This window comes from Chitinophaga parva, assembly GCF_003071345.1.
Classification (GTDB): Bacteria; Bacteroidota; Bacteroidia; order Chitinophagales; family Chitinophagaceae; genus Chitinophaga; species Chitinophaga parva.
The window spans coordinates 1,108,743-1,128,000 of sequence record NZ_QCYK01000001.1 but is presented as its reverse complement, the minus strand read 5'-3'; the positions used below and the strand labels follow the sequence as shown (position 1 = coordinate 1,128,000).

Annotated in this window: 21 protein-coding genes; 11 read left to right on the top strand and 10 right to left on the bottom strand. The window is 52.7% G+C overall.

The window, feature by feature from the left end; genetic code table 11:
* The first annotated feature begins 12 nt into the window (after positions 1 to 12).
* A complete protein-coding gene (locus DCC81_RS25500; RefSeq protein ID WP_165806437.1) occupies positions 13 to 171 on the top strand; it encodes a hypothetical protein in 159 nt (52 codons plus the stop codon).
* Between the two features lie 5 nt (positions 172 to 176).
* Complete coding sequence (locus DCC81_RS04915; RefSeq protein ID WP_108685467.1) at positions 177 to 371, top strand: hypothetical protein; 195 nt, start codon at positions 177 to 179, stop codon at positions 369 to 371.
* A gap of 167 nt (positions 372 to 538) precedes the next feature.
* Here DCC81_RS04915 and rsgA read toward each other — a convergent pair whose 3' ends face one another.
* The 5 genes from rsgA to DCC81_RS04890 all read right to left on the bottom strand — a co-directional run bounded on the left by rsgA (position 539) and on the right by DCC81_RS04890 (position 5,558).
* Positions 539 to 1,456 carry a ribosome small subunit-dependent GTPase A gene (gene rsgA, locus DCC81_RS04910; RefSeq protein ID WP_108685466.1) on the bottom strand — a complete coding sequence of 306 codons (918 nt, stop codon included), beginning with the start codon at positions 1,454 to 1,456 and terminating at the stop codon, positions 539 to 541.
* Positions 1,457 to 1,577: 121 nt separating this feature from the next.
* Positions 1,578 to 2,588, bottom strand: a complete 1,011-nt coding sequence (locus DCC81_RS04905) for a vWA domain-containing protein (RefSeq protein ID WP_108685465.1) — start codon at positions 2,586 to 2,588, stop codon at positions 1,578 to 1,580.
* A 39-nt stretch (positions 2,589 to 2,627) separates the two neighbouring features.
* Positions 2,628 to 3,575, bottom strand: coding sequence for a hypothetical protein (locus DCC81_RS04900; RefSeq protein ID WP_108685464.1), 948 nt, complete (start codon positions 3,573 to 3,575; stop codon positions 2,628 to 2,630).
* Positions 3,576 to 3,635: 60 nt separating this feature from the next.
* Positions 3,636 to 4,505 carry a DUF58 domain-containing protein gene (locus tag DCC81_RS04895; RefSeq protein ID WP_108685463.1) on the bottom strand — a complete coding sequence of 290 codons (870 nt, stop codon included), beginning with the start codon at positions 4,503 to 4,505 and terminating at the stop codon, positions 3,636 to 3,638.
* A gap of 51 nt (positions 4,506 to 4,556) precedes the next feature.
* Complete coding sequence (locus tag DCC81_RS04890; protein ID WP_108685462.1) at positions 4,557 to 5,558, bottom strand: AAA family ATPase; 1,002 nt, start codon at positions 5,556 to 5,558, stop codon at positions 4,557 to 4,559.
* Positions 5,559 to 5,802: 244 nt separating this feature from the next.
* Between DCC81_RS04890 and DCC81_RS04885 the strand changes: the two genes are divergently transcribed.
* The 5 genes from DCC81_RS04885 (at position 5,803) to DCC81_RS04865 (ending at position 8,418) form a co-directional block, all read left to right on the top strand.
* Positions 5,803 to 6,162 carry a hypothetical protein gene (locus tag DCC81_RS04885; RefSeq protein ID WP_108685461.1) on the top strand — a complete coding sequence of 120 codons (360 nt, stop codon included), beginning with the start codon at positions 5,803 to 5,805 and terminating at the stop codon, positions 6,160 to 6,162.
* Entirely contained in the window at positions 6,159 to 6,680 is a 522-nt protein-coding gene (locus DCC81_RS04880) for a GNAT family N-acetyltransferase (protein WP_108685460.1), read from the top strand. The genes DCC81_RS04885 and DCC81_RS04880 overlap by 4 nt, the downstream gene beginning before the upstream one ends.
* A 173-nt stretch (positions 6,681 to 6,853) precedes the next feature.
* Positions 6,854 to 7,513, top strand: coding sequence for a peptidylprolyl isomerase (locus tag DCC81_RS04875; protein ID WP_108685459.1), 660 nt, complete (start codon positions 6,854 to 6,856; stop codon positions 7,511 to 7,513).
* Positions 7,514 to 7,637: 124 nt separating this feature from the next.
* Positions 7,638 to 8,018 carry a glycine cleavage system protein GcvH gene (gene gcvH, locus DCC81_RS04870; RefSeq protein ID WP_108685458.1) on the top strand — a complete coding sequence of 127 codons (381 nt, stop codon included), beginning with the start codon at positions 7,638 to 7,640 and terminating at the stop codon, positions 8,016 to 8,018.
* A 16-nt stretch (positions 8,019 to 8,034) separates the two neighbouring features.
* Entirely contained in the window at positions 8,035 to 8,418 is a 384-nt protein-coding gene (locus tag DCC81_RS04865; RefSeq protein WP_108685457.1) for a VanZ family protein, read from the top strand.
* Positions 8,419 to 8,560: 142 nt separating this feature from the next.
* Here the strand turns inward: DCC81_RS04865 and DCC81_RS04860 are convergent, their stop codons facing one another.
* Positions 8,561 to 9,250, bottom strand: coding sequence for an OmpA family protein (locus DCC81_RS04860; RefSeq protein ID WP_108686464.1), 690 nt, complete (start codon positions 9,248 to 9,250; stop codon positions 8,561 to 8,563).
* Between the two features lie 192 nt (positions 9,251 to 9,442).
* Entirely contained in the window at positions 9,443 to 10,510 is a 1,068-nt protein-coding gene (gene prfA, locus DCC81_RS04855) for a peptide chain release factor 1 (protein WP_108685456.1), read from the bottom strand.
* A 70-nt stretch (positions 10,511 to 10,580) separates the two neighbouring features.
* On the opposite strand from prfA, the gene DCC81_RS04850 reads away from it, so the two are divergent.
* Complete coding sequence (locus DCC81_RS04850) at positions 10,581 to 11,729, top strand: amidohydrolase family protein (RefSeq protein ID WP_108685455.1); 1,149 nt, start codon at positions 10,581 to 10,583, stop codon at positions 11,727 to 11,729.
* A 7-nt stretch (positions 11,730 to 11,736) separates the two neighbouring features.
* The gene (locus DCC81_RS04845) at positions 11,737 to 12,873 is read left to right on the top strand and encodes a mechanosensitive ion channel family protein (RefSeq protein ID WP_108685454.1); all 1,137 of its coding nucleotides are present in this window, start codon (positions 11,737 to 11,739) and stop codon (positions 12,871 to 12,873) included.
* Between the two features lie 70 nt (positions 12,874 to 12,943).
* Here the strand turns inward: DCC81_RS04845 and DCC81_RS04840 are convergent, their stop codons facing one another.
* From DCC81_RS04840 to DCC81_RS04830, 3 genes are all read right to left on the bottom strand, one after another.
* Positions 12,944 to 13,510, bottom strand: a complete 567-nt coding sequence (locus DCC81_RS04840; protein ID WP_133177543.1) for a TlpA family protein disulfide reductase — start codon at positions 13,508 to 13,510, stop codon at positions 12,944 to 12,946.
* Positions 13,511 to 13,576: 66 nt separating this feature from the next.
* On the bottom strand, positions 13,577 to 14,086 hold the full coding sequence (locus tag DCC81_RS04835) for a MerR family transcriptional regulator (protein ID WP_240612898.1): 510 nt from the start codon (positions 14,084 to 14,086) through the stop codon (positions 13,577 to 13,579).
* A gap of 59 nt (positions 14,087 to 14,145) precedes the next feature.
* Positions 14,146 to 15,114, bottom strand: a complete 969-nt coding sequence (locus tag DCC81_RS04830; protein ID WP_108685452.1) for a M23 family metallopeptidase — start codon at positions 15,112 to 15,114, stop codon at positions 14,146 to 14,148.
* A gap of 389 nt (positions 15,115 to 15,503) precedes the next feature.
* Between DCC81_RS04830 and alaS the strand changes: the two genes are divergently transcribed.
* Both alaS and DCC81_RS04820 read left to right on the top strand, forming a co-directional pair.
* Positions 15,504 to 18,125, top strand: coding sequence for an alanine--tRNA ligase (alaS, locus tag DCC81_RS04825; protein ID WP_108685451.1), 2,622 nt, complete (start codon positions 15,504 to 15,506; stop codon positions 18,123 to 18,125).
* Positions 18,126 to 18,249: 124 nt separating this feature from the next.
* Positions 18,250 to 19,248 carry a PDZ domain-containing protein gene (locus DCC81_RS04820; RefSeq protein ID WP_108685450.1) on the top strand — a complete coding sequence of 333 codons (999 nt, stop codon included), beginning with the start codon at positions 18,250 to 18,252 and terminating at the stop codon, positions 19,246 to 19,248.
* Positions 19,249 to 19,258 lie beyond the last annotated feature (10 nt).

Below are 19,258 nucleotides of genomic sequence, written 5' to 3'. Positions count from 1 at the left end.
AAATCCTATCCTATGAAAAGAGTGACGGCGCTCCTGCTGCTGGCCGCCATTGTGGCTACCACGTTTGCATCCTGCGCCTCCAGCAAAACAGGCTGTCCAGGTGTGAACTTTTACTCCAAACAGGACCGTGCGCAAACGCGCAGGGCACAGCATCAGAAAACCCTATTCTAAGTGTTATGCGCAAATCAATTGCTATTGTTTTACTGATCGTGCTGGACATCCTGGCGGCCTGCCGCTCCAATAAAGTAGGATGCCCGCAGCCGCGCAGCCAGTGGGGCGCAGAGAAAGTGCTGGAAGAAATGAGTAAGCCCAAGAAAGGCAGCAAAACATCCTTTGTGCCAATGCCGGCAAAGCATACCGTCACGGTATAACGGAGAAGCCTATATGAAATTTTAAAACGCCCGGAGGTACCCGGGCTTATTGTATTTGAATACTATGGTATAGCTAAGACACCTATACGATATATGAAAACGCCCGGAGGCAATGCGGATGTTCCGTATTTGAAAGAGGACTAACGATAACGAGTATACGTTGACCATCAATATCCCTTATCGTCCAGCGTGGAGAGGATGGTAACATAGCTCACATAGCGCTCGGGGTAGATCTTACCCTCGTCTACTGCCGCTCTCACAGCGCATCCTGGCTCATTGAGATGCAGGCAACTGCTGAACCGGCATTGGGAAATATAGGGTTGCATTTCCAGGAAATAATGGGACAGCTCCGCTTTATCAATATCCACGATGCCCAGCTCCCGGATGCCCGGTGTGTCTATGAGGCTGCCGCCGTCTTCCAGGTCAAACATTTCTGCAAAGGTGGTGGTATGCTGGCCTTTTCCGCTCCAGCCGCTCACGGCATGGGTTTTCAGCTGTGACGCAGGCAGCACGCCATTGATCAGGGTGGACTTCCCTACGCCGGAATGCCCGCTGAGCAGGGTGGTTTTGCCCGCCAGCAGATCCTTTACCATGGCAATATCCACGGCATCCGTAGCGGAGACCAGGCGCACGGTGTAGCCTATCTCGCTGTACATATCTTCGTACAAGGCGTATTGTTCTATCTCTTTTTCCCTGTAAATGTCTTTTTTGTTGAACAGCAGTATCACCGGGATGTGATAGGCGGCGGCCGTAACCAGGAAACGGTCCATAAAGCCCTGGGAGGTGCGGGGCGAGGCTACGGTGGTCACCAGGATGGCCTGGTCCATATTAGACGCAACGATGTGTTTTTTTACACGTCCATGCGGCGATTCCCGTACAATATAGTTGCGCCGGTCGTGGATGCCGGTGATCATGGCATCGCCCTGCTCCATTTCAATTTCCACGTAATCACCCACTGCCACCGGGTTGGTAGAAGTGATGTCCTTGTTCTTGAACACCCCCTTCATGCGTGCCTTGAACGTGGTACCATCCGCGCCCTTGGCCACATACCAGCTGCCGGTAGATTTATAGATCCTTGCCTCCATGGGTGCAAAAATAGGTATTAAGTATGGGTATGGCACTTGCCGGAAAAGAAAAATGCAGCAGGGCCGGCCTGCTGCACTTAAAATGTCTTCGTGTATTTAATACTGCTGTGGCGCTCAAAAATCACGGCAAACTCTTAAACACCGTATACCGCAGCAGCATTTCCAGCAGGAGGCTTACCAGCGCCAGGATGGCAAAGGGAAAGAAATGTTCTGCGTAGCGTTTGTAAGAGGTAACCTCTACCTTGGTCTTTTCCAGCTTGTCAATGTTATTGTAAATATCCTGCAGGGAGCTGTTGTCTGTAGCGCGGTAATAAATGCCGCCGGTCTCTGAAGCAATCTTTTTCATCAGGGCTTCATCAATCTGTACATCCATCATCTGCATCTGCACAGAGCCATCCGGCGCTGTCATGGGGAAGGGTGCTTTGCCAATGGTACCTAACCCGATCGTATATACGCGAATCTTAAACGCCTTGGCTATTTCCAGTGCGGTGAGCGGGTCTACCAGGCCGGTGTTGTTCACGCCGTCTGTGAGCAGGATGATCACTTTGCTTTTGGCCTTGCTGCTGCGCAGGCGGTCTACCGCGGTGGCCAGCCCCATACCAATGGCGGTACCATCCTGCAGCATGCCGCTCTTCACCTGTGCGATCTGGCTTTTCAGCACCGCGTGATCGGTGGTGATAGGGCACTGCGTAAAGCTTTCACCGGAGAAGATCACCAGGCCTATGCGGTCGCTGATACGGCGGTCCACGAAATCCTGCGCCACTTTCTTAGCGGCTTCAATACGGTTGGGCTGCAGGTCCTGGGCCAGCATACTGCCGGAAATATCCAGGCTTAGCACAATATCTATCCCTTCACTGTCAATGTTCTCGGAAGTATTGGAGGTTTGGGGCCGGGCCAGCGCCACTACCAGGGCGGCAAAGGCCAGGATGCGCAGGGCCAGCAACACGGGGCGGAAGCGCACTTTCCAGGACACAGGCAGTCCCCGCAGCCCCTGCACGGAAGACACGGCCATCACGCCCTGCCGGTTGCGCTGCTTCTTCATGTACCAAAAGATCATGAACGGGATGAGCAGCAACCACCAGAAGAACTCCGGGTAAGCAAATTCAATATTTTTCCAGATCGAAAAATCCATATCGTTCTTTATTCCAAAAAATCAATGTAGCGCTGGCAATTATTTTTCACCGTTCTTTTTATCCGCATCCGCTGTAGCAGGAGGTTTGGGCTTGGTCCATTCCACGATGGCAATGGCCTTTTGCAGGCAGTCCTCGTGGTCTTCCGGAGCGGGTTGCAGCTTCGCAAATTTGGCCAGGTCTGCCACGGTGAGGATGGCCTGTAGCTTATCACGCTGCTGGTTCAGGATGGTGACCGGTTTTATATTTTGCAGCAACTCGGCACTGGTTTGTTCCAGGGCCGCGATCTTGAATTGTTGTTCAAAATAATTACGCAGCACATCGGTGAGCGTAGTATAGTAAGCTTTCACATCCTGGTGCCAGGGCTTGTCCTTTTCCAGGGTGTGCAGCTCGCGGATGGCCACCTGGTAGGGCGTTTCCGTGGGTGCGGGCGGCACTACCACGGCGGGTGCTTTTTTCCTGCGGATAAAGAACCACCACACCAGGAAACCGATGATCAGCATAGCGGCAGCACCTATCACAAAATACCAGATGTAGTCCATAAAGTTCCAGGCCACGCCGCGCACGCTTTTGATGGGCTTGAATGCCTTGGTGGTATCCACCTGCACTGTGTTCACATCAATGGTCAATGGCTCCGTAAAGGCGGAATCTACCGTCTGGTCGGGGCGGATGAGCTCATACTTGATGGGCGGGATGACCCAGCGGCCGGAATCAAAACTGGTAATGGTAGTGGTCTGGCGGAAAATACCTGCATATTCGGCTGTAGGCGCCAGGGTATCCAGTTTAGCGCGGTCCACCACTTCAAAGTGCTCAAAAGAATCGGGCAGGATGGCCAGGCTCAATTGGTAGCCTTTGAGCGCAGCCGGTACTTTAATTTCCACCTGCATTTTCACCGGCTCACCCAGGCGGATATGGCTGGTATCTGTGCTGGCCTGTACGGAAAGTTGCTGGGCAGTAACGCGCAAAGACAGCCCCAGGAAGGCTGCCATTGTTATGAAAAAAAATTGGATACGTTGTTTGCTCATGTTGCTGCTGCGGGCTCGTTGGTTTTAACTCCTGTTCATGAAAAAGGTTTGCAACGCCTTCACATAATCCTCATCCGTGCGGATACTCATCAGGTCTGCCCCGCTTTTCAGGAAAGCGTTGCGGCAGTACTGGGCGTGCTGGGTAAACTGGTGCTGGTAGTAATCCCGCACCTGCTTATCGTTTGTGTCAATCCATTGCTGCTGGCCCGTTTCGGCATCCTTCACCTGGATGAGGCCTACGGCGGGCAACTCTTTGTCGCGCTGGTCATACACATGCAGCCCTATCACATCGTGCCGTTTGGCGGCAATATTGAGGGCGTCGTGGTAATTGGGATTGGCCAGGAAATCGCTGAGTACAAAAACGATACTGCGTTTCTTGGCGGCATTGTTAAAAAAGCGCAGGGTTTCGGTGATGTTGGTGCCTTTCTTTTTGGGCTTATAGCTCAGCAGCTCCCGGATAATGAACAGGATATGTGATTTACCTTTCTTAGGCGGGATGTATTTTTCGAGGCCGTCACTAAAAAAGACCACGCCTACTTTATCGTTATTATTGATGGCGGAAAATGCCAATACCGCGCACAACTCCGTGATCAGATCGCGCTTGCGCTGCTGGTGTGTACCAAAGGATGAGCTTTCACTTACATCCACGAGCAGCATCACCGTGAGCTCCCGCTCTTCCTCAAACACCTTGATGAACGGGTGATGGAAACGCGCCGTCACATTCCAGTCAATGGCCCTTACATCGTCCCCAAACTGGTATTCCCGCACTTCACTGAACGACATACCCCGGCCTTTGAAGGCGCTATGGTATTCGCCCGCAAAGATATGATTGGTAAGCCCCTTCGTCTTGATCTCCAGGCGTCTTACTTTTTTAAGTATCTCGGAAGTGTCCATTTCTTAAATCAATTTCCAAAAAACAATTTCCAACCGCAGGGCAGCTGCCGCTTATGGCACTTCTACCGCGTTGAGAATTTCGCTCAGGATGTTTTCGCTGGTTACATTCTCTGCTTCCGCTTCGTAGGTGAGGCCCACGCGGTGGCGCATTACATCAAAGCAGATGTTGCGCACATCTTCCGGGATCACGTAGCCACGGCGTTTGGTAAAGGCGTATGCCTTTGCAGCCCAGGCCAGGTTAATGCTGGCACGGGGGGAGCCACCGTAAGCGATGAGCGGCTTCAGTTTATTGAGTTTGTATTCTTCAGGATTGCGGGTGGCAAATACGATGTCGAGGATATAGCGTTCAATCTTTTCATCCATGTACACTTCCCTTACCAGCTTGCGGGCATTGAGGATGTCCTGCGGATCTATCACGGGATTGATCTTGGGCTGGCCTTCGGGATTGAGGTTCTGGCGGATGATGTGGCGCTCCTCTTCCTTGGTGGGATAGCCGATCACCACCTTGAGCATGAAACGGTCTACCTGCGCTTCGGGCAGGGTGTATGTACCTTCCTGCTCAATAGGGTTCTGGGTGGCCAGTACCAGGAAAGGCTCCTCCAGCTTAAAGGTGTTTTCACCAATGGTGATCTGGCGTTCCTGCATGGCTTCCAGCAGGGCGCTTTGCACCTTTGCCGGGGCCCGGTTGATCTCATCCGCCAGGATAAAGTTGGCGAAGATGGGACCGCGGCGTACCACGAATTCATTCTTTTGCTGGTTATAGATCATGGTGCCCACCACGTCTGCCGGCAGCAGGTCCGGGGTGAACTGGATACGGGCAAACTTTGCATTGATAGCAGAAGCAAGCGATTTGATAGAAAGTGTTTTTGCCAGGCCGGGCACCCCTTCCAGCAACACGTGACCCTGGGCCAGCAGGCCTATGAGCAGGCGCTCTACCATGTATTTCTGTCCCACAATTACTTTTCCCAGTTCCATGTTCAGCAGGTCTACAAAAGCGCTGGCCTGATGGATCTTTTCATTTAATTGTTTGATGTCGGTCGATGTATTTTCCATGCAGTTATATTTCGGAGTTGCTAAAATAAGCGATTTGCCCACAAAACGGCCCCGGCCCCAGGAACCTGTGCCGTTAAAATGCTGTTAAATGTAGCACTGTGGCTGGTTTTCACGCTTTTGCCACTGGCCGGCGCCGGACCATACCGCCCTGGCCGCCAACCTGCTGCGCCAATTTAGTAAAGGTGCTCGATATTTAGCCATAAATTTGCAGGAGCAATATTTTTTAAACCACGACATCCCATACATGTTAGATAATTTCATAGAACGCTGGCATAAAGTTGAAAAGCTCATGGTAGAGCGCTTCGGCAAAAAGCCCAATATGGAGGCTATGCTCTTCCTCATTGGGCTGAACGAGATCGGTAAACTCAAAACGAAATATACCAAGGAACAAAAACAGGACCTCATGCACGTGGCCATGTGCACCCTGCTGGCCCAAAGCGGCTATTACGCCCCGGACGGCCTGGACGCAGACGGATGGCCCCACTTTAAAGTACTGCAGCCCGTACCACCCATGAACGGCCTGCTGGAACAGGAGTTTTTTATCAAGGAACACATCATCGCCTACTTTGAGGCCGAAGAAGATATTGAAGGCATTACAGAATGATCACGCTAAAACAAGCCACCCTGGCGGACCTGGACCAGCTGGTAGCCCTGGAGCATGTCACCTGGGCCAGCACCTTCCGCCACCTGTATACGGCGGAAGACTTTGAGACCTATATGCAGGCTTACAAGACACCGGAAGCCATTGCCCGCAAACTGGAACGCCCGGGCACCCTGTGCTGGCTGGCCATGGATGGCAGTTTGCCCGTAGGTTTCCTCACCCTCAACCTGCATAAACAGCCGGACCACGGCGGCCCCCTGCCCGGCCCCGTCATGGAGATAGAGCAGATCTACGTACACCCGGATATTAAAGGCAAAGGCATTGGTACCCTGCTTTTCCAGCAAACCTACGGGATCGCAAAGACTGAAGGCATCAAAACCCTGTGGCTGGGCGTTTTCGAGAACAATGAACCTGCCCAGAAATTTTACATCAAAGAAGGATTTGAAAAATTTGCTACCCACATTTTCCGCGTGGGAGCACAGGACGATACGGACTGGTTGATGAAGAAGGAGTTGTATTAAGTCTTAGGTCTTAGGTCTTAAGTCCTAGGTCTTAAGTACATTCTTTTCAATTACGATACGATGCTGCCAAATTATTCTGTTATCATTCAAAACAAACCAGGACCCAAGACCTAAGACCTAGGACTTAAGACCTAGGACCTAAAACCTGGAACCTGGAACAATCATTTCCCCTCATGAAGCACCTCTACCTCCTCATGGCCTGTATACTGCTGTGCACGGGCCTTTCCGCCAGGCACCGGCGAGTGAAGATCATCACGCCCTATGGCACTATGGTGGTGCGGCTGTACGATGAAACGCCCCTGCACCGTGACAATTTCATTAAGCTTACGCGCCGGCATTTCTTTGACAGTACACTGTTCCACCGGGTGATCCTGCATTTTATGATCCAGGGTGGAGACCCGGATTCAAAGCACGCCAAACCTGGCCAGGAGCTGGGCAATGGAGACCTGGGATATACCATCCCGGCGGAGTTCCGCCCCAACCTCTTTCACCGTAAAGGCGTGCTGGCCGCCGCCCGCGATGACCGGCCAGACAAGGCTTCCTCTGCCTGCCAGTTTTACCTGGTGCAGGGCAAAGTATTTACCGATGCGGGGCTGGACAGCCTGGAAAACGGTCGCCTGCACGGGCGCAAGATCCCGCCGGCACAACGCGCGGTGTACAAGACCATTGGCGGTACGCCCCACCTGGACCAGAACTATACCGTGTTTGGCATCGTGGAAAAAGGCATGTATGTGATAGACAGCATTGCCGGGCAGCCTACGGATAAAAATGACCGCCCGCTCACCGATGTGCCTATGAAAATAAGGTTGAAAAAGAAGTGGTTGTTCTTTTAGTGTTATGCCTTGCTGGCATTGACTTTACGGGGTACATTGGGTTGTAATTACCGGCGCCTTGCGGCAAATGCGTTTTTTATCAGGACAATCCTTTAATTTTACGGCTCAAAATCAATCATTAATTATGAACTTTCCTTCCAACCTCCGTTACACCAAGGACCACGAATGGATCTCTTTAGAAGGTAACACCGCCACTATCGGTATCACTGAATTTGCGCAGCGCGAACTGGGTGACATTGTATTCGTAGACGTTCCTTCCGTTGGTAAAACCCTGGCTGCGGAAGAAGTATTCGGCACTGTAGAAGCAGTGAAAACCGTATCCGACCTGTTCCTGCCGGTGGCCGGCACCATCAATGAATTGAATGGTGGCCTGGAAAGCGAGCCTGAACTGGTAAACTCCGACCCCTATGGCCAAGGCTGGATGGTAAAGATGACCGTTTCCAACCCCGAAGACATTAACGCCCTGCTCACCGCAGACCAGTACAAAGCGCTGGTAGGCGAATAACGGAGGAGGCCTTTACATGAGATCTATCCGCTTTTACCTGCCCGCCATTGCATGGGTGCTGCTCATCCTTTGGGTCTGCACACTTCCCGGTAAAGACATTCCCAACGTAGGCTGGTGGGAAAGATTTCACCCCGATAAGGTGGTGCACTTCATATTGTTTGGGATGACGGTATTCCTCTTTGCCCTGGGTAACTACTGGCGCAAAAAACGGGTTTCCATCACCAACCTGGTTTTATTGGTATTGGCATCCGCCGCTTACGGGCTGGCCATTGAATATATCCAGCGATACTGGGCCCAGGGCCGCAGTTTTGATATGACAGATTTCCTTGCAGACTCCCTGGGTGCACTGGCCGGTGCTGTTATTTTTAGCTGGTTGTTCAACAGGCCGAAGGAGGCGTAGGTAAAAAGCACAGACTGATATTTTAAAAGCGATCGTACATGCAGTGCGGTCGCTTTTTTTTATGCGGTAGGACAAAAAAAATTCCCTCCGAGAAATCGGAGGGATTATCAAAATATACTGCTTATGAGAAATAAAAAGTTTGTTATTGTTGTTTTTGTGCTTCCACTTTAGCGTCGTTCTTCAGCTTATCATTTGCATAGATGGAGAACTCAACGCGCCTGTTCTCTGCACGGTGTGCTTCGGTGAGGTTATCCACCTTCGGCTGGGTAGGACCATACCAGAACGTTTGAATGCGGCTGGCGGAAACGCCCTGTGTAGCCAGGTAATTTGCTACAGACTTTGCGCGGCGCTCAGACAGGCCCATGTTATACGCTAAAGTACCGGTGCTGTCTGTATGACCTTCAACGCGTACGTACGTGTCGGGGTACTTATTCAAAATCTGGGCCAATTGTTGAATATTGGATTGCGCAGTAGAAGTTAAGTCTGCACTGTTAAAGGCAAACAGCACCCCATTGCTGAAAGTAACGTTGATACCTTCGCCCACGCGCTCTACGTTTGCGTTCGGGATCTCTGTTTTAATTTCCTGGGCCTGTTTATCCATCTTTTTACCGATCAGTACACCGGCAGTACCGCCTACCGCTGCACCCAGGATGGCGCCCAGCGCCGTATTGCCTGCCACTTTACCGATGATGGCACCTGCGGCAGCACCGCCACCTACACCGATCGCAGCACCTTTCTGCGTGTTATTTGCATTCTGAACAGTCTTACAGCCTACGCCTGAGATCATCAGTGCAGCCAGTGCCCAGGCCATAAACGTTTTACCGTTTTTCATAGAGTTAAATTTCAACATCGTTTACGAGTTTAAGTTGAGGTCAAAAATAGCGAAATCAAAGAAATCAAATATGTTGCCAAAGTCGGGAAATTGGCTAAGGAGTTACATTTCAGCCCATAACGGAAAAGAAAAAAGCCGCATGTTGCAGCTTTTTTTCTCGTATAGCCGGTAAGGTTAAGTTTACAATAGCTCTTACATGCCGCCCTGGTTCAGCTTTTCCGCGTTTTCAGCAAACTGCAGCGCTTCCAGCATTTCTGTGATCTCACCGTTCAGGAAGGCGTCCATATTATAAATGGTCATGCCAATGCGGTGGTCTGTAACGCGGCCCTGGGGGAAGTTATAAGTACGGATTTTGGCAGACCGGTCGCCGGTGCTCACCAGTGATTTACGCTGGGAGGCAATGGCTTCCTCATGTTTGCGCACGGCGGCTTCGTAAATGCGGGTACGCAGCATCTTCATCGCGATCTCCCGGTTTGAGTGCTGGCTGCGGCCTTCCTGGCATTCTACCACCACGCCGGTGGGAATGTGGGTGAGGCGCACGGCAGACTCGGTTTTGTTTACGTGCTGGCCGCCCGCACCGGAGGAGCGGAAGGTATCCATTTTAATATCGGCATCCCGCACGTCCACTTCCACTTCATCCGGCTCCGGCAGCACGGCTACCGTAGCGGCAGAAGTGTGCACACGGCCGGAGGCTTCCGTGGCTGGCACGCGCTGTACGCGGTGCACGCCGGATTCAAATTTCAGGGTACCATATACATCGTCTCCATTCACTTCCAATGCAATTTCCTTGTAACCACCGGCAGAACCAGCGGTTTCATTGAGCAGGGAGGTGCTCCAGCCCTTCAGCTCACAGTAGCGCAGGTACATGCGGAACAAGTCGCCGGCAAAGAGGGCGGCTTCGTCTCCACCGGTACCGGCCCGTATTTCCAGGATGGCGTTGCGTTCGTCCTGCGGGTCTTTGGGAATAAGGAGGTTGCGGATGGCGGCTTCCTGTTCTACCTTCTGCTCCTGCAGGGCCTCAGTTTCTTCTTTGGCCAGCTCCCGCATTTCATCATCGCCGCTTTCCAGTACTTCTTTATTAAAGGCGATCGCCTCCAGCAACTTCAGGTACTGGTCTCGCGCGCGCACGATCTTTTCCAGCTGGCGGTATTCCTTGCTCAACTTACTGAACTGTTTGTTGTCGCTCACCACATCCGGGTTGGTGAGGGCCATGGATACCTGGTCAAAACGGCCTTTTATATTATCCAGTTTGTCTATCATAATTATCTTTGACGGGGAAAGGGTTTTTCCCCGTGCAAAATTAAGATCATTGTTTTAAATAAACAGGAGTATGTCAGATTGGATCAAATTAAAGGCAGACCGGATCTTTGACGGGCAGCACATGCTGCACGGCAAAGTGCTGGTGCTGGAGGCAGATGGTACCGTGGAAGCCTTGCTGGACGCGGAAGATGCCGGGCTGGGCATTACAGAATGCATCGGGATGCTTACCCCGGGCTTTGTGAACACGCATTGCCACCTGGAGCTTTCCCACATGCAGGGCGTAATACCCGAAGGTACCGGGTTGCCCCTTTTCCTGCAAACCGTGATGGAAAAGCGCAACGGGGGCTCCGACCCGCTGAAAGCCATGACCCTGGCCGCCGCCCGCATGATAGAAGAAGGGGTGGTAGCCGTGGGCGACATCTGCAATTCCCCCGCTACCCTGGCGCTGAAGCAGCACAGCCACCTGTATTTTCACACCTTCGTGGAAACCATGGGCTTTATACCCGCCGGTGCCCCCCAGCGCCTGGAACAGTCGCTGGCCGTGCTGGAACAGTTCCGGGCCATTGACGGCCCCCAACACCGCAGCAGCATTGTGCCCCATGCGCCCTACTCCGTGAGCAAGGCCCTGTTTAACCTGCTGGCCAGCCTGCCAGGCAATGCCCTGCAAACCATCCACAACCAGGAAACCCTGGCCGAAGCCAGTTTGTACCTGGACAAGACCGGCGCCTTCCTGGACTTTTTCCGCCACTTCGGGATGGATATTTCCGGCTTTGCGCCTACCGGCAAGAACAGCCTCCAGAGCTGCCTGCCCTATTTCAATGACAACAGCCAGGTGATCCTGGTGCACAATACATTTACAACAGAAACGGATATACGCTTTGCGCAACAGCAGCCGCAAACCCTTTACTGGTGCGTATGCCCGAATGCAAACCTGTATATTGAAAAACAGGTGGCAGACATTCCCCTGCTGATGCGCACCGGCTGCACCATTACCATGGGTACAGACAGCCTGGCGTCTAATCACCAGCTGTCCATGTGGGCGGAAATAGCCGCCATCCGGGAGGCATACCCCGGCATTCCCCTGGAAGACATCCTGCAATGGGCCACGCTCAATGGCGCCAAAGCCCTGCAGATCGATGACCGCTACGGCAGTTTTGAAAGAGGCAAGCAACCAGGTGTAGTGCTGGTGGCGGAAGACATTTCCCGTAAATTATATTGATCTCCATATGCACGAATTCTTTTCGCGGCAATTCTTTGGTAACAGCCTGCGTGACTACACGATCCTGGTAGCCGTGCTGCTGATCATATGGGCGGTGCGCCGCCCCCTGTCCCGCGCGCTGGCCACGCTTTTTTTCAGCGTTATAAAAAAATGGGCCACGCTCATTCACCGTAAAGACCTGGTAGACCTGCTACTGCGCCCCATCGAGTTCTTCCTGCTGCTCTCCGTGTTCATGCTCACGGTGAACCATTTCCATTTTCCGGCCGAATTTAATTTTGTGCTGTACCGCGGCGAGGGCGAGGCCGGGGAGCAACACGTCTTCACCCTGCAACAGTTCCTCACGCTGGTGTTCAACATCGCCTTTGCATCGGCGGTGATCTGGATCGCCCTGCGCATCGTGGACTTTGTATCCCTGGTGCTGCACACCAAGAGCCGCGCCACGCAGGACAAAACTGACGATCAGTTCATCATCTTTTTCAAAGATTTTTTCAAGGCCATCCTCATGGTGCTGGGCTGCATCTGGATGATACGCCTGCTCTTTGGTCCCTCGCTGGTAGAAAAACTGGTGGCGGGTTTGGGCATAGGCGCGGCTGCGCTGGCACTGGCTGCCAAGGAAAGCATTGAAAACCTTATCGGCTCTTTCATCATCTTTTCTGACAAGCCGTTCCATGTAGGGGACACGGTGAAGGTGAACGGCTACCAGGGCGAGGTGGAAAAGATCGGCCTGCGCAGCACCCGCATCCGCACGGTGGATAAAACTTTTGTAACAGTGCCCAACAAACAGATGGTAGACAGCATTGTAGACAACCTGACCCTGCGCACCCTGCGCCGGGTGGAGCTGCGCCTGGAGCTGGACAGTGATACGCCGGCAGATAAAATACTGGCGGTGATCAAACGCATACGCGGCTTCCTGGTTACAGATGCCCGCGTGAATGAAGGCTTCCAGGTAAACCTGCAGGAGTTTTCAAAAGACACGTACGTGATACAGGTGATCTACCTGACCATGATCCTGGAAGCTGCGCCCTTCCTGGCTTTGCGGGAAGAGGTGAATATCCAGATCATCCGTGCGCTGGAAAAGGAAAGCGTGAAACTGCCCGCTACCAAAACGATCATAATAGATCCTGGCAGCAAGCGGCCTGCATAAAAAACATAACGGCAATAAGAAAGGCGCTCCCGGACAGGAGCGCCTTTCTTAATATAGCCTGCGGTAAAAATCACTGCATGGAAGAAGTAGAATTAGGATCGGGCTTGTCATTGCGCGTAGCGTCAAAAACAATTTTAGACAGCTCGGTCTCATAGTTGGAAGCAGTAGGATCACCTACAATGCGGCCCACTTCCTTGCCATTGCGGCTTACCACCACGGTGGGTATCTTCTTGAATTTGTAAGGTACCGTAACGCCGGCTTCGTCGTGCTGGTCTACGCAGAAAATTTCCATGGTCTCTGCGGGATAGCTGGCCTGCAGCAGTACTTTGGTGAGCTTGGGAAATGCTTCCTGGCTGGTAGCATCCCAGGTGCCAATGATCACGGTGATATTGAATTTCTCACGTTTTGCTTTCAGGAAATCCACGGCAGCGGCGGTATTGGGCTGGTAACGGTTTACACCGGTGTAAAACCAACGGAAGGCAGAATCACTCATGAAGGTCTGGAGTGTGGGCTTGCCTTTCAGCACTTTCACCCCTTCGGCGGTGCGGCTTTCAGTAAAAGGCTGGTTGGTCTGTGCAAAAGATGCAGTAGCTCCGAACAGCAACCCTGCAGCAAGTAATAAATGACTCAGTCGCATAAACATGATTTATATGTTACATTGTTAGATTGATAGATTGCGGGATCAATTCAACAATTTATCAATCTAAAGTTGATCTTTCAATTCTGTAAGGAATCCCCTCACCTTTAGCAAAGCCTGTACCATCTCAAAATTTCGGGCGGCCAGTTTCTTGTCTTCTTTCAATTTTTGCTTGGCCCCCTCAATGGTATATTTACGTTCCCGTAGCAGGTGGTAAATTAATTTCAGGTGGTGGATATCTTCCTGGCGGAACAGCCGGTCTCCCTTGCGGTTCTTTTTTGGCTGGAGGATGTCGAACTCATTTTCCCAGTAGCGCACCAGGGAGGCATTCACTTTGAACATGGCAGCCACCTCGCTGATGGGATAGTACTGCTTATCCAGGTTCACCTTGTCCAGGTCGCGGATCACGTGCGGATCGTCTGCCAGCTCCTTGAGCGACTTGCGCCCACGCTTCTTGGGACTGGCTAAGCCCGGCGTAGCCGCCAGCACAGGGGCATCCTTTCCGTCGGCCGTGGCCACCGGGGCTGGCTTCGGCGGTGGTGGGTCTGTTCCAAAAAGGTCCAATTGGTGCATCATGGCGTTGCGTTTATGGGTGAGTTCCAATAACAAATGTACAGGAAAACGTCCGCAAACCGCTAGTCAAATGACTGGTTGCCGGAGCGGGCTATCTTCAGCATTTCGTCAAACTGGTCTGGCGTAAGGTCGCTGAAGAAGAAATATACCGGGTCTACTTTTTCCCCGTTCTTGATCACTTCGTAATGGCAGTGCGGGCCGGTGCTTTTGCCGGTACTGCCCACCCAGCCTATCACTTCGCCGCGTTTTACCACTTCGCCGTCATGCACTTTTATCTTCAGCATGTGGCCATACATGGTCTTATAACCATAGCCGTGGTTAATAAGCACGTGGTTACCGTAGCCCACGGCCGCCTGGCTGGCATCTTCCACGGTGCCGTCGCCGGTGGCGTAAATGGGTGTGCCGGCGGGGGCGGCAAAATCAAGCCCGCTATGGTATTTTTCTGTTTTGTAGATCGGGTCAATGCGGTAACCAAAGCCGGAGGCAATGCGTTTCAATTCCTTGTTGGATACCGGTTGTATAGCGGGGATGGAAGCCAGCATTTTCTGCTTGTTCTTCACCAGGTCATCTATTTCCTTGTAAGATCTTTCCTGTACGGTAATGCGGTGCAGCAGCTCCTGGAGCAGGATGCCGGTGGATTTTACAATGTCGCTGTTGTTTGCATATTCGTCCTGTACCAGTTGTTCTTCACTCCTGGCACCCGCCCTGGAACTGTCCGGGATGGGAGAGGCCTCAAAGATCACGCGGTAAATATCATTGTCGCGCCGCTGCAATTCCGTAAGCTGCCCCTTCACCTCTTTCATATTGCTCTGCAGGGCCTCGTATCGCTCATTCATGGCGGCCAGGTCGTGGCGGAGGGTTTTTTCACGGGGAGAATCCAGGAATTTGAAAGATACTGCCAGGAAGAGGAAGCCGGTAACAATAGCGGCAGACAGGAAGCCCACCACGCGGAACACTTTCACCCGCACCGAGGTGACGAGCTTTTCATATTTGAGCGTTTGTGTATTATAAAAGTACTTGACTTTCTTCATTAGAGCTAGGGTTGTGCGATAGCCAGGACCAGTTCCTAACGCGTGTTGCGCATATTTATTTTATGTTGCAGTGTACAAAATATGGAGCTGGCAGGGCAAAAGATAGTGGTTTTTGAATAATCTGGCAGCTTTCAATATTTTTGCACCGCCCGGGTACCGCCATCTCTGGATGGCATCAGGTGCAAGGCCTTTCACAGGCAGGCATCAGCCGGGTATAAAACGCAAATTAAAGTCAAATTTCGCTTAAGCGCAAGCCGGGCACGGGGTTTAGGGGCCATGCAACACTATTTAACACTGTTGCATACCCCGCCTGCCGCCGCCTAAATGCTTCATGCTGAGCGCAAAAACGTAAAAACCTGCACCACCGGTGCATTGCATACATCCTTTTTATGACAGGTTCCGAAATCAGACAGCAATTCCTCGACTTCTTTGCTTCAAAAGGCCACGTGATCGTGCCCTCCGCTCCCATCGTACTGAAAAATGATCCCACGCTGAAATTTACCAACGCGGGCATGAACCAGTTCAAAGACTATTTCCTGGGCAATAAAAAAGCGCCCCACCACCGCGTGGCGGACACCCAGAAATGCCTGCGTGTGAGCGGCAAACACAATGACCTGGAAGAAGTAGGCGTAGACACCTACCACCACACCATGTTTGAAATGCTGGGCAACTGGAGCTTTGGCGACTATTTCAAGAAAGAAGCCATCGAATGGAGCTGGGAACTGCTCACGGAAGTGTACAAGATCCCCAAGGACCAGCTGTACGTGACCGTGTTCCAGGGCGATGCCGCCGAAAACCTGGAAAAGGACCAGGAAGCCTACGACCTCTGGAAACAATTTGTGCCGGAAGAACGTATTCTCCTGGGCAATAAAAAAGATAACTTCTGGGAAATGGGGGAAACCGGCCCCTGTGGCCCCTGTACGGAGATCCACGTAGACTGCCGCACCCCGGCCGAACGTGCCGCCGGCGACGGCGCCAGGCTGGTGAACGCAGACCATCCCCAGGTGATCGAGATCTGGAATAACGTGTTCATGCAGTTCAACCGCCTCAAAGACAAATCCCTGGAGCCCCTGCCCGCCAAACATGTAGACACCGGCATGGGCCTGGAACGCCTGGTGCGCGTGCTGCAGGGCAAACAAAGCAACTACGATACCGACCTGTTCATGGATACCATCCATGCCACGGAAAAACTGACCGGCCAGACCTACGGTGGCAGCGACTCCCGCAAGGACGTGGCCTTCCGCGTACTGGCAGATCATATCCGCGCCATCAGCTTTGCCATTGCAGACGGGCAACTGCCTGCCAGCAACGAAGCGGGTTATGTGATCCGCCGCATCCTGCGCCGCGCCGTGCGTTATTACTTCTCTTTCCTGGAAGTACGCAAGCCCCTGCTGCATGAGCTGGTGCCCGGCCTGGCCAAACAATTTGCACACGTATTCCCCGAGCTGGAAAAACAGGTGGACTTTGTAAAGAAAGTGATCTTCGAAGAAGAGAATAACTTCCTCCGTACCCTGGGCCAGGGCCTGGAACGCGTGGAAGCCGCCGTGGCAGACCTGAACGGCAGTAAAGTGATCAGCGGCCAGGTGGCCTTTGAACTGTCTGACACCTACGGCTTCCCGCTGGACCTTACCCAACTGATTGCCCAGGAAAAAGGCCTCACCGTGGATGAAAAAGGCTTTGAAGCAGCACTGAAAATACAGAAAGACCGCTCCCGCGCTGCTACGGCACTGGATGTGGACGACTGGGTAGTGCTGGATGAAAAGGCCGGTGTGAAATTCATTGGCTATACCCATCTCAGTGCAGACACGAAGATCACCAAGTACCGTAAAATAAAGGCCAAGGGCAGGGAACAGTTCCAGCTGGTGCTGGCCACTACACCTTTCTACGCGGAAAGCGGCGGCCAGGCCGGCGATACCGGTGTGCTGGAAATTGATGGTGAAACCATTGCCATCACAGACACTAAAAAAGAGAATGACCTCATCGTACACTTTGCAGACGTGTTGCCCTCCAGCCCTGCAGCCCCCGTGCATGCACAGGTAGATGTGGTGAACCGTAAGAGCACCGCCCGCAATCACTCTGCCACCCACCTGCTGCACGCCGCCCTGCGCCAGGTACTGGGCACCCACGTGGCCCAGAAAGGCTCCCTGGTGAACGGGGACTACCTGCGCTTCGACTTCAGCCACTTTGCCAAAGTGACCGATGAAGAGCTGGCGCAGATTGAAAGCATTGTGAACGATAAAATCCGCGAGAACATTCCCGTAGTGATCAAGGAACTGCCCAAGGAAGAAGCCCTGAAACTGGGCGCCATGGCCCTTTTTGGCGAGAAGTACGGCGATGTGGTGCGCGTGGTGATCATGGATCCCAACTATTCAGTGGAACTGTGCGGCGGTACCCACGTGGCTCATACTGGTGAGCTGGGCCAGTTTAAATTTACAAGTGAAAGCGCCGTGGCCGCGGGAGTGCGCCGCATTGAAGCCCTCACCGGCGTACAGGCAGAAACCTGGGTGAATGAGCAACTCACCGCCCTCAAGGCCCTGAAAGTACAGCTCAAAAATCCGAAAGACCTGATGAAGGCCGTGGAGCAGTTGATGGCTGACAAAGCCGCGCTGGAAAAGCAGGTAGAGGTGTTTGAAAATGAAAAAGTAAAACAACTTTCCACCCAGCTGCAAGGCAAAGCGGAAAATGTGAACGGGGTACAATTCATCGGGGCAGTGCTGGAAGTAAGCAATGCCGAAGCGCTGAAAAACATTGCCCTGGCCCTGAAGCAGCAGTTTGAGGCCAGCTTCGTATTTGCCCTGGCGGCCAACGTAGCCGGCAAAGCCAGCATCACGCTGATGATCGCGGATAACCTGGTAGCAGATAAAAAATGGAACGCCACCAGCATTATCAAGGAGCACATTGCCCCCCTCATCCAGGGTGGCGGCGGCGGCAAGCCTAACCTGGCATCTGCCGGCGGACAGGACGTAAGCCAGCTGGATGCAGTGATCAGCAAGGTGAAAGGCCTGCTCTAAATCTTCAGTCCAAACCTTTTATAAAGGCTGCTTCGCAAGAGGCAGCCTTATTTTTTAACTTTTCCTTGCCGGACGACCCCGTTAAATTTGTAACCATCCAAAAACAACAAAAAATTAAGACGTGATGAGCAAGATGTGGCAAACCCTTTCCCTGGCAGGTTTCAGCTGCCTGGTACTGGCCTCCACTGTGCCGGTACACGCCCAGTCGGCTGAGCAGCGTGACAAGCTGGGCGAATACGATGAGATCATCATCAAACGCAAAAGCGGGCAGGATGGTAAAGTGAACGTGGAAGTGCGCGACGGTAAAGTCTTTATAGATGGCCAGCCCCTGGACCAGTACAACAATCCCGACTTTTCTGTTCGCCAGCGCAGTGTGCGCCCGGTGGATGGCAACCGTATGATGATGCAGCCCCGGGGTGGCCTGCAATGGTTTTCCCAGCCACCGGCAGGGCTCAATACTAACCAGGCTTTACTGGGTGTGATCACTGAAAAGGCGGCAGCCAAGGGCGTAACCGTGCGCCAGGTGGGCAAAGACACCCCCGCGGAAAAAGCAGGCCTGCAGGTAGGCGATGTGATCACCGCCATTGACGATCATGCTATAGACGAGCCACAGTCGCTCTTTGAGACCATTGGCAGTTACAAACCGGGTGATGAAGTGAACGTAACTTACCTGCGCAAAGGCCAGGAAAAAAAGGTCAGCGCCATCCTGGGCAAGCACCAGGCAGACCTGGGTAACCTTTATAACATGGAGCCTGGCAATGATGACGACGGGCCTTTTGCCAACATGATGCCGCCCGGCATGCCGCGCCGCTATTTTGATTACGGCGATAACTTCCGCAATCCCCGTCCCCGCCTGGGCCTCAGCCTGCAGGATGATGATGCCGGCAAAGGCGCCAAGGTAACAGACGTACTGGCCGGCACCAGCGCCGCCAGCGCAGGCTTTGCCATGGACGACCTGGTGATACAGCTCAATGACACGAAGATCACTTCCGCAAAAGATTTTGCAAACGCCTATAAACGTGATAAAGAAAAAGGACAACTAACGGTAACGGTTATACGAAATGGAGAAACAAAAACGCTGACCGTAAAAGCACCGAAGCAGTTGAACAAAGTGGACTTGTAGCGAAATACTG

Excerpts from the sequence above, each read along its gene's own strand:
- DCC81_RS04830 (WP_108685452.1), bottom strand. The coding sequence starts at position 15,114 with ATGAAGAAAGTCAAGTACTTTTATAATACACAAACGCTCAAATATGAA.
- DCC81_RS04865 (WP_108685457.1), top strand. The coding sequence starts at position 8,035 with ATGAGATCTATCCGCTTTTACCTGCCCGCCATTGCATGGGTGCTGCTC.
- DCC81_RS04890 (WP_108685462.1), bottom strand. The coding sequence starts at position 5,558 with ATGGAAAATACATCGACCGACATCAAACAATTAAATGAAAAGATCCAT.
- DCC81_RS04880 (WP_108685460.1), top strand. The coding sequence starts at position 6,159 with ATGATCACGCTAAAACAAGCCACCCTGGCGGACCTGGACCAGCTGGTA.
- DCC81_RS04845 (WP_108685454.1), top strand. The coding sequence starts at position 11,737 with ATGCACGAATTCTTTTCGCGGCAATTCTTTGGTAACAGCCTGCGTGAC.
- gcvH (WP_108685458.1), top strand. The coding sequence starts at position 7,638 with ATGAACTTTCCTTCCAACCTCCGTTACACCAAGGACCACGAATGGATC.
- DCC81_RS04820 (WP_108685450.1), top strand. The coding sequence starts at position 18,250 with ATGAGCAAGATGTGGCAAACCCTTTCCCTGGCAGGTTTCAGCTGCCTG.
- DCC81_RS04860 (WP_108686464.1), bottom strand. The coding sequence starts at position 9,250 with ATGAAAAACGGTAAAACGTTTATGGCCTGGGCACTGGCTGCACTGATG.
- rsgA (WP_108685466.1), bottom strand. The coding sequence starts at position 1,456 with ATGGAGGCAAGGATCTATAAATCTACCGGCAGCTGGTATGTGGCCAAG.
- DCC81_RS04850 (WP_108685455.1), top strand. The coding sequence starts at position 10,581 with ATGTCAGATTGGATCAAATTAAAGGCAGACCGGATCTTTGACGGGCAG.
- DCC81_RS04885 (WP_108685461.1), top strand. The coding sequence starts at position 5,803 with ATGTTAGATAATTTCATAGAACGCTGGCATAAAGTTGAAAAGCTCATG.
- DCC81_RS04875 (WP_108685459.1), top strand. The coding sequence starts at position 6,854 with ATGAAGCACCTCTACCTCCTCATGGCCTGTATACTGCTGTGCACGGGC.
- alaS (WP_108685451.1), top strand. The coding sequence starts at position 15,504 with ATGACAGGTTCCGAAATCAGACAGCAATTCCTCGACTTCTTTGCTTCA.
- DCC81_RS04895 (WP_108685463.1), bottom strand. The coding sequence starts at position 4,505 with ATGGACACTTCCGAGATACTTAAAAAAGTAAGACGCCTGGAGATCAAG.
- DCC81_RS04905 (WP_108685465.1), bottom strand. The coding sequence starts at position 2,588 with ATGGATTTTTCGATCTGGAAAAATATTGAATTTGCTTACCCGGAGTTC.
- DCC81_RS04900 (WP_108685464.1), bottom strand. The coding sequence starts at position 3,575 with ATGGCAGCCTTCCTGGGGCTGTCTTTGCGCGTTACTGCCCAGCAACTT.
- DCC81_RS04835 (WP_240612898.1), bottom strand. The coding sequence starts at position 14,086 with ATGATGCACCAATTGGACCTTTTTGGAACAGACCCACCACCGCCGAAG.
- DCC81_RS25500 (WP_165806437.1), top strand. The coding sequence starts at position 13 with ATGAAAAGAGTGACGGCGCTCCTGCTGCTGGCCGCCATTGTGGCTACC.
- DCC81_RS04915 (WP_108685467.1), top strand. The coding sequence starts at position 177 with ATGCGCAAATCAATTGCTATTGTTTTACTGATCGTGCTGGACATCCTG.
- prfA (WP_108685456.1), bottom strand. The coding sequence starts at position 10,510 with ATGATAGACAAACTGGATAATATAAAAGGCCGTTTTGACCAGGTATCC.
- DCC81_RS04840 (WP_133177543.1), bottom strand. The coding sequence starts at position 13,510 with ATGCGACTGAGTCATTTATTACTTGCTGCAGGGTTGCTGTTCGGAGCT.